Consider the following 11,301-nt stretch of genomic DNA (forward strand, 5'->3'; position numbering starts at 1 on the left):
ATTAATGTCAAAAAAACACTTTACTGATAAAGAAATAAAAAAATTATCTAATAATCCATATGTTAAATCTGTTAGTCCAAAGGGTGTTACTTATACAGATGAATTTAAAAGGTTTTTATAGCTGAAACTGAAAATGGAAAGTTTCCTAGACAGGTTTTTGAAGAGCACGGTTTTGACGTTCAAGTACTAGGTATAGTCAGAATTAATAGGGCTGCGTCTAGATGGAGAACAGCTTACAGGGAATCAGGAGTATTAGGACTTCGAGATACGCGTACAACTAATTCTGGAAGACCGTCTGAAAAAGAGCTTTCACTAGAAGAAAAAAATGCTAAATTAGAAGCTCAGATCCAATTGCTTCAGGCTGAGAATGAATTACTAAAAAAGTTAGACATGATGGAAAGGGGGATGAACGGAAACCAGTAAAAGTCTTTGCTGAACAGAAGTTTCTCTTAATTCGTTCAGTGATTGAAAAGTACAACCTTAAAAATATAGTGGGGTTTTTATGTGAAATTTCCGGAGTATCACGCTCAGGTTATTATAATTATTTTTCCTCAGGATCTCAAAAAAGAAGAGATCAACGAGAGAAGGGAGATTTGGACTTAAAAGAAAATATCTTAAAGGCTTTCCATTTCAAACGACGTAATAAAGGTGCTCGACAAATTAAGATGACTTTAGAGAGACGGTTTGATATTACATACAACTTAAAACGAATCCGAAGAATTATGAAGAAATACACTATTGTATGCCCTATTAGAAGAGCCAACCCTTATAAGAAGATGTTGAAAGCTACTCAAGAACACTCCGTACTGCCTAATTTGCTAAATCGAGAATTCAAACAAGGTATTCCAGGTAAAGTATTGCTCACTGACATCACTTATTTTTATTATGGAAAGAATCAAAAGGCTTATTTATCTACGATTAAAGATAGTTCAACAAATGAAATATTAGCCTATAACGTGTCGGATCGACTTACGTTGGATTTAGCTACGGATACATTAGTAAAGTTAAAGAATAATAGACGAGTAAAGTTTGCAGAAGGATCCTTTATTCACTCTGATCAAGGAGGACACTATACCAGTCCCGCTTTTCAGAAACACGTAAAAAAATTAGGTTTAGGGCAATCAATGTCAAGAAGAGGAAACTGTTGGGATAATGCTCCACAAGAGTCTTTTTATGGTCATTTTAAGGACGTACTATAACAATTTCAGATATCAATGGAATTTAAAGAAGATGACTCCTGTTGAATACAGAAATCATCTTCACCATGTGGCATAACCTTTTTTAAAATGTTCTTTACAAAGGGTACAGTTTAATCACCACCTTACCCCCTTCCATAAACACAAAAAAAAGGAAGCATGAGAACCGTCCCCATGCTCCCCCTTCAAACAATTAGTCTTGTGAGCCTTGGAAGTTAATTAGGTTTGTGAAGATGCGGTATCCACCTGGTACGAGACCTTGAATTTGGCGGTACCATACTAAGTTAGAATAAATGTATGTTCCTTCACCATAGTCAGCGACTAAGATACCACTATCAAATGTGTCACCATCAATATCAGTCATGTTCACGATTGTTTCATATTCGTTTGACCAAGCCATAGGATAGTATAAGGCTCTATCTTGTAACCAACCGCTCCAATCCGTATCTGTTATTTGGTTTGGTTGATTTAAAACGGCATGATCTTCATTTAGAATTTCATAAGGTGAATTTTCATCCGTTACTCGCCATTCAATTGATGGTTGCCCAAGTTCTAACTTATATGGTGCTGTGTTGTCTGTATCCCAATTATCCCATGGTTTGTGATATTGGACTACTGCATGCCCACCGCTTTCTACGAATTTTAGTAGTCGATCATTGTTCTCTGACAAGTCAGATCTAGATAGGTAAGCGCGAATACCAACAACAATTGTATCGTATTGGGATAGGTCTTCCGTCGCGAAGTCTTCAATTTTAGTGATATCCATCCCAACTTCAGTTAAGTTGTCTGCTACCGTATCATAACCTGATTCTACGTAACCTACTTTTAGATCTTGGTCAAATTGGAGGTCAAAAGCTACTCCTTCTACACTTGAACTCTCTAAATGATAGAATGTACCAATATGGTCATAAGAAATAACTTGAATACTAGTCGCTAATTCCTTCCCATCTACGACCGCAGTAGGCGTTAGATCGAACGCTTCATTATCAACCAATTCCTCTGGCGGTGTAACTGTAAAGGATACTTCTTTTTCTGTCTCGTCAGCTGCAAAAGTAACCTCTTTACTTTCTACAGCAGCCCAACCTTCTGGTGTTTGAAGCGAAACATCAGTCGTTATAGCGGACTGAGTATAATTAGTTACAGTAACATCTACAGTAATTGGTTCTCTATCTAGAGCAGTGTTAATGGCTAGTGAACCTGGTTCTGCTGCCAAACCAACCTCAGGAATAACCGCTGTCGTTTCACCTGTTAAAAATTCAACCGATGTTTGCTGTTTATTTACTTCATAGGTTACCTCTGTCTTAATGACATCTTCAGCATAAGGATTATAATATTCTTCATCTTCTGGGACAATTACTTCAAATTCAATAGAAGCTGCTTCACCTGGCTTTAAGTTGCTCGAATCAAAGTCACCCTTAACCGTCCAATTGCTAGGAACATTTAAGTTTACATCTAGATCATTGATTGTTTCATTACCGTTATTGATTAGCTCTACGGTTACTGAAGTCTGACCACCTTGCGCCAACACTGGATTTGCCACAGTCGTGCTAACGTCTAATTTGGCTGCTACCTTACTTGTTTCTTGCAACTGCTCCTCTTTCACTTCTAAACGATGAACCAAGTCATTTTTATCTACATTTTGAAGCCTAACTTTATCTACTTTGTTCGATGTCTTTCTAAGTTGTTTTAATGCTTCGTGAGACTCTGTTAATACGTCCCCTGAATTAGGATAAGCCTCAATTACATCATCTAATTCTGATTGCAACTTCTTAAGGTCATTCTTAATGCTATTACCAGATTTAGTTAGTTTGTTAGCGTATTCATTAAAATCATAGCTTAGATCTTCAAAGATAGAGTCTTCCTGTTCAGGAATTTCTCCTACAGCTGATTGGAATAATTCCAAATATTCTATTCTAGAACCAGGCTCAATATCATTCCCCATCCCTTGGCTCTTATGAAGGTATCTGGACTCTTCCCCTAACTGAGGATAAGTCATCCCATATACTTCATCGTAATCACCTATTTCAATACCAATCGTAGCTTCTTCTGGTGAAGCTGCAGGTAGATATAACTTCTTAATCTGCCATGGCTCAATTCCCTCTTCCAAATGTTCTGGAAATACATCCGGATTTGCTGCATCCTCAAAAGCACGTTTACTTAATTGATTAATAGCTCGGTGATGCCCGTGTTGACTCTCAACGTCTCTGAACGCCGGCATGACGATATCCGGTTGATATTCACGTATTATTCTGATAAAGCGTTCGTAAGTCACTTCTTCTCCCCAGATGTTAAGTGTATCGTCTGGGTCTTTTGAAAAACCAAAATCATAGATGGCATCGTTAGTAACTTCACTTAAGTGAAATACCTTAACTCCAGTTACTTCGGAGGCCTCAATCATTTCACGAGAACGAATAATCCCTAAGCCCTCCCCGATTTCGCTACCGATTTCGTTTTGCCCACCTTCTCCACGGTTAGCAATAATACTAGAAGAGTGGACACCAAGCCCCCTAGATAAGTATGCTAACAGGTGACTACGCTCATCATCGGGATGGGCACCAGTATTCATGAAGCTCGTGATTGTACTTAGAGGCTTTACAACACTCCATAGTTTTTGATCATACTCTGATGCACCTTCTTTTTCCTCCCCAAACGTTACGGATGGCATAAGAAACGGTAAAACCAAGGCAAATGCTAAAACTGCTTTTAACCCTTTTTTAAACATCAACATTTCTCCCTTCAGGAATAAAAGATCTATGTAGGACCATAGATGTCTGCGTGTAACGTACGATTTACACCTCCTTATGAATGGTTCTCCATGTAGTTTTTTCTTGATGTAAAAATGAAACAAAATAGATTGCTAGACAGTTAGTTAGTAAACTTTCCTTATTAAATGCTACGATTTAATTTTAACATATATTCTAAATTTTTTTAATCTTACTTTTCCATTCAAATATCCTATATTAAACTCAAAATAAGCCAATGTTATAGAATAGAAGCATTTAGCTTTTATATACGACTCCCTTCTAATTATTACTACCAATTTAGGTATTTTGGTAGTGATTATAAAAATGTTGAGATATATTCAAAGTTTATTTTGTCGATTGGAGTAAAAAAGATGATTAGGATGACTTGTCTTTCTATGTACCTTTAGAAAATCTTGTCTCATCATGTTGAAAAGATAGTTTAAATGAAGCATAGGGAAGGTTCGAGATACTGAAAAAACGTCCAAAAAATAAAAAGTCAGCTTGTGCTGCTTAATATTAATAAAAAGAAAAATCCACCAAACTTGGTATAATATAATCACGACAAACTACTACCAAAGGGGGATTTTCTATGACCAACGACAAAGATATGCAATTAAGCATCTATTCATTATTATATTTAAGTTCCAGAAATTCATATGTTTAAGCTAATCAATGATAGTGTGGATTATAATTTTATTAACGAACTTCTTGAAAAGACCTACTGTAAGTTTTATGGTCGACCTGCTAACTAGCCATGATTGCAATACTTTGGGTACTTACCTTACTAAAAAAAAACAATAAAGAAAGGAGGTAGCACTATATGACAATGGGTTTATCTCAGCAGATTATTAGATAGCTATGGTTATTTTTGGTACGATACTAACAATTCTTCCATTCGTTGTTTTCCCATTCGATAAACCAACCCCCAAGTATGTACAGTATCTTGGTAAAGTTTTGCCATCGACTGTAATTGGGCTTTTAGTCATTTATTGTTTTAAAGATGTAAGTTTACTGTCCGAAACCTATGGTATCCCTGAATTTATAGGGGTGGCGGTAGTTGTACTGCTTTATTTTTGGAAGAAAAATATACTCCTCTAAATAGCAGGAGGAACGATTTCCTACAAGATTTGGTACAAGTGTTTTTTTAATCACCTTCATTTTGAATAATATTGTTTATCATAAAAGGGGTATGATTATGAAACATTGTACAAAATGCAAATGGATCCTTTTTTTCAATATGATCTTCAACAGTAGATTAAATCATTTCTTATTCACAAACTAGGCGCTATTATTGAATAGTGTAACAATTAGAGTGAGTATTAACACAAGACCGTGCTTAGCTAATCGTTTGTTCACATCTTTGTTACTCAACTTAATTTAATTGATTTATTTTTATTTATTGTAATTTATTAATAAACCTATCAAACCCTTGATATTTAAGACTCTTGAATTTAATTAAACTTATATAACTGAGTTTACCTATCAATCTTGTGTTGACAGGATAGAGGTTGCTGGTTCGAGACCAGTCGGAATCACACAACATAAAATGCTGAATTCCTTTAATGACAAGGGGTTCAGCATTTTTAAATTAAATCAGTACAAATTTTGTTTCGAACGTTTAATTTGAGATATAACTTTTATAGGTCTTGAGAAAATGTTCACAAATGTTCACTTATGAAAAGTTAACAACATCGCTATAATAACAAAGTGTTAAAAAGAAGGGATGTTGTAGATGACAAACAATATGCACGTAGAAACAAGGCTTCCTAGAAATGGAAAAGAAGGTATCATATTTTTATTGATTATTTCAATCATTTCCGTAAATACGATAGCTCCGATTATTATGGGGTTGGAACGTGGCTTTAGTAATGAAGTTTATTTACAGACTCTAAAGATCATTCCGTTCATGTGGGTTGTAGTTGTATTATTAGTTAATTTTGTTGCAGATCCGTTAGTTGGAAAAGTGATGCCCAAATTCATAGGAAAAACAGATGGATTTAATGCTAAAGTTTTATTAAATACTTTATTACACGTCACATTCTTATCTATACTTCTAACCATTATAGGACATGGGTTGGTACCAAACAAATAAGCATGGAACCATTTCAAAACTTCTTTCAAGTCTGGCCTAGAAACTTTGGTATAGCATTATGGATTGAACTGTTGATTGCACAGCCAATAGCGAGATTTGCGATGAAAAAATTACATGAAAGACAGGATAGAAAAGGAGATATTGTTGATTTTTAACACATAACATAATTGATGAAATTCTATTTTTTTTAGAGTGTTGCTCAAAATAAAAGTAGTTTAAAGCCGACAGATGATATAAAATATCAGTCGGCTTTACTTGTTAATACAAATCATTTGTGTTTGAAATGTAAGTATTCAGCTCATTGAGATGAGTTTAAATGGCACTAATAAGTTTAAAAAGTAAAAATATTATTAAAAATAAGCTAAAAATTGTTATAGGTTTGCGAACTTATATGATTATAATCTAGTTTGTAGAAACTATTTTTGCGTTAAAAAATCGGATAAGAAATGCTAACATTAGATGAGAAGATAATAAAAAAGTATTAATTCTATTACAATGAATTGTAAGCGTTTTATTTCTTAGAACTTCAAAACTAACTCCATGGAACATATTTGTCTAAAACCAATCCCCATCGTTTAGAATCTGCAAAAAAACTTACTGTAACATCTTAATTTTATTTTGTGAAATAACTTGAAATCCTCCTAAATTAAAACATGCCAAATAAAAAGACAACAAAAACTAATTATTTTTCTACATCCATTTCATTTAAGGGGGTGATGTTTAAGAAAGTTAGGCTTAATGGCCATAAAGAAACAACTACAAAAAAGGAGAGGATACGTCTGTGATGAAGAACAAGAGGGTTATTTTACTTTGTATGAGCTTATTACTCACAGGTCTAACATTTAGTTCATCTATATTTGCTACCGAAGTAGATTCTGCTGATTTTACGGAAGAAGAGCTAAAGAATAATGATTATATTCTTTATTTCATCAATGCAGGGGATACGACTCCTGAAGCAGTTGAAAGTAATGACAAAATGGGGTTGTATGCTAGTAAGACAGAGCAAATGTATGGAGTAGATGAGGTAACAGGTAAATCATGGGGATTGGTTACGGAAACTACTAATTCTTCAACGAGAGATAATTCAAATAAGTATGGTACATTAAGATACTATAATGGGGAACAAACACGTGATAAGGCGATCGAATACAATTTCGAATTGCCTGAGGGTGAGTATGAGATTACGTTAGGCTTTAAGAATCCATGGAGTGGAAGAAGTGTCAATATTATAAGTGAAGACGAAAATTTATCTAATGGAGATTTTGCAATTGGTAGTGAGGGAGAAGAAAAAGAGGTTACCTATTATCAAGTTCCTGTAACGGATGGGGAAATGAATCTTAAAATTCAAGGGCCAGCAGAGGATAATCTCTCCAACCATAACGATCCATTGGTAAATTACATCATTGTTAAGAAATATGTTGTTCTCCCTTTAAACTATTTAGAGGATAAAATCGCAGAATCCAAAGTAGAGGCAGAAAAAACAGATATTTATACACCAATTAGCCTGGAAACATTAAATGATGCAATAACAGATGCTGAGAATTATGTTGATGAAGTAACTGAAAATAATTTGGATGTTGAATTGCCAGAAGTACAAGAAGAAATTCGAGGGAAAGTCAATCAACTTGATGAAGCATTAGCCGGACTGATGGCTAACACTTTAAATGAATCCTTTAAGCCAGGGCAACCATGGTTAGATACAAATGGAGCGGTTATCCAAGCACATGGCGGCGGGATCATGTATGATGAGAAAACGGAAACGTACTATTGGTACGGGGAAGATAAAACCAATGGCTACCTTCCTGCTACAGGTGTTCATGCCTATTCATCAAAAGATTTATATAACTGGAAAGATGAAGGCGTTGTCATGAAGGCGGTCGAAAATAGAGAAGATTTAGATGAAGATCCGTATTTTACGAAATTGTATGAAAATAGAACAGCTGAAGAAAAAGATGTTATTTTTAGTGATATCAATCAGGAACGTGGTGTTTTAGAGCGACCAAAGGTTATTTATAATGAAGAAACTGATAAGTATGTATTATGGTTACATGTTGACGGACCATATGAAGGATCAGATTCTAACTATGCTAAAGCAAAGGCCGGTGTGGCAATTAGTGATTCCCCAACAGGACCTTTTGAATTTCTAGAAAGTAATCGTTTAAACAAAATGCCAGAGGGTTATGAATATAAGGTCCGTAATACAGGTATGTCTAGAGATATGACTTTATTTAAAGACGATGATGGTACTGCTTATATTATTTATTCTAGTGAAGAAAACTATTCTTTGTATATTTCAAAACTTAATGAAGAATACACTGCTATTGCTGGAGATGAATATGGAGAAGATTTTACGCGTGCGATCTATAATGGTCATCGTGAAGCACCAGCTATGTTCAAGTACAAAGAGAAGTACTATTTAATTACTTCAGGTGCTACTGGTTGGGATCCTAACCCAGCAAGATATCATGTTGCAGACTCTATCCTAGGAGATTGGACAGATATGGGTACCCCGGTTGAAGGGGAAGGAGAGTCTACTACTCATGGGTCACAAAGTACGTACGTGATTCCTGTTGATCCTGAAAATGGCAAATTTATTTATATGGGTGATAGATGGAATAGGACCGATTTGGCGAATTCTAGATATATTTGGTTACCAGTTGAATTTGGGCAGGAAGATGAGATATCCATTGATTGGTATGATGAATGGCAGCTCGACTTACTTGATAAGATGGCTGGCGTAACGATCAATACGGAGCTACCTGAGAGAGTTTTAATTAATGAGACACCAAATTTACCAAGCACTGTCAATGTCACTACGGATCAAGGTGATACATTTGATACTGCAGTAGAATGGTCGTATGATATCCAACAATTCTACCAAGAGGGAATGGCAGTCGTAGAAGCAACACTTCCTGAGTTAGATAAAGTCATCGAGATAAAAATTTCCGTTGTTCCTCCAGTTGAAGTTGAAGATTTTGGTTTTGGAACAGATGTATTATATTATGGGGACCAATATACTTTGACTACTACTGTGACTAATAATACGGAATCTCAAAAAGAAGTAAAGGTAAATGCAGATGTTCCAACCGAATGGAAGATAGAACCAGTAACAGTACAGTTAGAGGGACTGGAATCTAAAGAAGTAGAATTATCTATTACACCACCTGAAAAGGCAGATCCTAAGGTATTTAATCTAAATGTTCAGGTTAGATACGATGATAATTTGGAAACAGATGAATTTGAAATTGTAGCTGTACCAAAAGCGGAAGATTCAGTATTTGCCCTTGATGCGGGTACTGCTGATAGTATTGTTTTTGGGGAATACAGTCGACTATCGCCTGAAGATACCTGGGATACAGACAAAGGATTTGGTTGGATTGGCGAGATACCTGATAGCCGTGATAGAGGTGAAGTAGATTCTTTAAGAAGAGATCTTATTGCATCTTTTGATCCAGCTACACTACGTATTTCTGTCCCTTCTGGTTATCATATAGTCAATGTAATGTCTGGAGATCGCCAATATAGCCAAGCAAATACAACTGTTACAGTTAATGATGAAGAGATTGCTGAAACAGGTGGAACAGATGTAGGTGAATTTAAAGTTCTTTCATTCTTAGTAAATGGTGGAGAAACAGGGAAAGAAGTTGAATTAGGCTTTTCAGGTGAGACAGACAAACACTGGGTTATCAATGCATTGATGGTACAAGAATTTTCGCTCGAATCGTTATCACCCTTATTACAAACTTATGTTGAGTCAGGTGAATTATCTGATCCAATAGTCGATGTACTAAACAACAGACTAAAACTGGCAGAAAAACACTACACTGATGGAAAGACTGAACAAGCTGTGAAGGCAGTAGAGGATTTCTTAAAACACCTAAAGAAAGAAGAGAACAGTAAGCATATTTCATCTATAGCCAAAGAAAAGCTTGAAGAATTCGCGCAGAGCATAATACACAATATTATAAAATAACATGTTAATTTTTGGGACGGCTCCCCCTTCGATCTACTTTTGGACAAGGAGGGACCGTCCCTCTTTTGTTCATTTTTAGGTTAAGAATTTAAAGTAAATGTAAATAAATTTACACCTATTCATCTCCAACTCCCTCTGAATGCTAAAGCGCAACAATTATATCCATATTCTCCATTTACATGTACTTAACGAATTCCATACATTCTGTTTAAGTGTTATTAATAGTTGAGCTGTACAATAAAAAGTACAGGCTAATTTCACTAAACAATAAAGGAGAGGAATTAATTATGACTAAAATGAGGATTTCTATTATTTTTTTAATTGTTATATCATTACTTGCAGCATGTTCCAATAGTACATCAGGAAAAGAGGGAGAGATTTCTGGTGAATTATCCTTTTATACATCCCAGCCTGATGCAGATGCGGAACAATTAGTGGAAGCCTTTAATGAACAATATCCAGATGTCACGGTGTCGATTTATCGATCGGGAACAGAAGAAGTGATCAGTAAAGTGCAAGCAGAGTCTCAAGCAGGAGATGTTCAAGCAGATGTGTTACTTGTAGCAGATGCAGTTACATTTGAAAGCCTTAAAGAACAAGACATGTTATTATCCTATGAATCATCGGAATTAGAAGCAATTCCTGATCGTTTTATCGATCCAGATCATATGTATACAGGAACAAAAGTCATGTCAACGGCGATGGTTGTAAACACCGAAAAGGTAACAGATATGCCAACATCCTGGAATGCTTTAACAGAAGCAGGGGATAATGTAGCAATGCCAAGTCCATTGTATTCCGGTGCAGCGGCTTATAATTTGGGTGTGTTTACTCGAAATGACAATTTTGGCTGGGAGTATTATGAGGCTTTACAAGCGAATAATCCGACAGTTACACAAGGTAACGGAGCAGTTCTTAAAGCAGTAGCTGCTGGAGAAGTAGATTACGGAATGGTAGTAGACTTTATTGTTGCACGTGCTGAGGCGGAAGGGTCACCAGTAACTCTAGTATATCCTGAAGAAGGTGTTCCGGTAATTACAGAACCAATCGGTATTATGAAAGATCCGGAAAATGAAGAAGCCGCCAAAGCATTTGTCGATTTTGTCCTTTCTGAAAAGGGTCAGCAATTAGCAAAGGATATTGGCTATACTCCGATCCGTGAAGGAGTAGAAGCACCAGAAGGATTAAAGACAATTGATGAGATGGAAGTGCTTGAAGCAGATATTAATGAATTGTATCAAGCCAGAGATGAAGATAAACAAAAATTCAGTGAGTTGTTTGGAGAATAGGATGAGC

The 11,301-nt window shown here is 35.7% G+C and carries 4 protein-coding genes and 2 pseudogenes; 5 read left to right on the forward strand and 1 reads right to left on the reverse strand.

What is annotated here, in order from left to right:
* Positions 1-4 precede the first annotated feature (4 nt).
* Positions 5-1,275: pseudogene (locus tag GI584_RS07090) on the forward strand (IS3 family transposase).
* Positions 1,276-1,389: 114 nt separating this feature from the next.
* Here the strand turns inward: GI584_RS07090 and GI584_RS07095 are convergent.
* Positions 1,390-3,918: a PIG-L family deacetylase gene (locus GI584_RS07095; protein ID WP_153790770.1), complete on the reverse strand. Its 2,529-nt coding sequence runs from the start codon at positions 3,916-3,918 to the stop codon at positions 1,390-1,392.
* 842 nt (positions 3,919-4,760) lie between these two features.
* On the opposite strand from GI584_RS07095, the pseudogene GI584_RS07100 reads away from it, so the two are divergent.
* The 4 genes and pseudogenes from GI584_RS07100 (at position 4,761) to GI584_RS07115 (ending at position 11,294) form a co-directional block, all read left to right on the forward strand.
* A pseudogene (locus GI584_RS07100) lies at positions 4,761-5,038 on the forward strand (branched-chain amino acid transporter permease).
* A gap of 634 nt (positions 5,039-5,672) precedes the next feature.
* Complete coding sequence (locus GI584_RS07105) at positions 5,673-6,032, forward strand: DUF2798 domain-containing protein (RefSeq protein ID WP_325063425.1); 360 nt, start codon at positions 5,673-5,675, stop codon at positions 6,030-6,032.
* Between the two features lie 784 nt (positions 6,033-6,816).
* Positions 6,817-10,005: an FIMAH domain-containing protein gene (locus GI584_RS07110; protein ID WP_228552411.1), complete on the forward strand. Its 3,189-nt coding sequence runs from the start codon at positions 6,817-6,819 to the stop codon at positions 10,003-10,005.
* A 287-nt stretch (positions 10,006-10,292) separates the two neighbouring features.
* Positions 10,293-11,294, forward strand: a complete 1,002-nt coding sequence (locus tag GI584_RS07115) for an ABC transporter substrate-binding protein (RefSeq protein ID WP_153790773.1) — start codon at positions 10,293-10,295, stop codon at positions 11,292-11,294.
* Positions 11,295-11,301: the final 7 nt, after the last annotated feature.

Source organism: Gracilibacillus salitolerans, assembly GCF_009650095.1.
Lineage (GTDB): Bacteria > Bacillota > Bacilli > Bacillales > Amphibacillaceae > Gracilibacillus > Gracilibacillus salitolerans.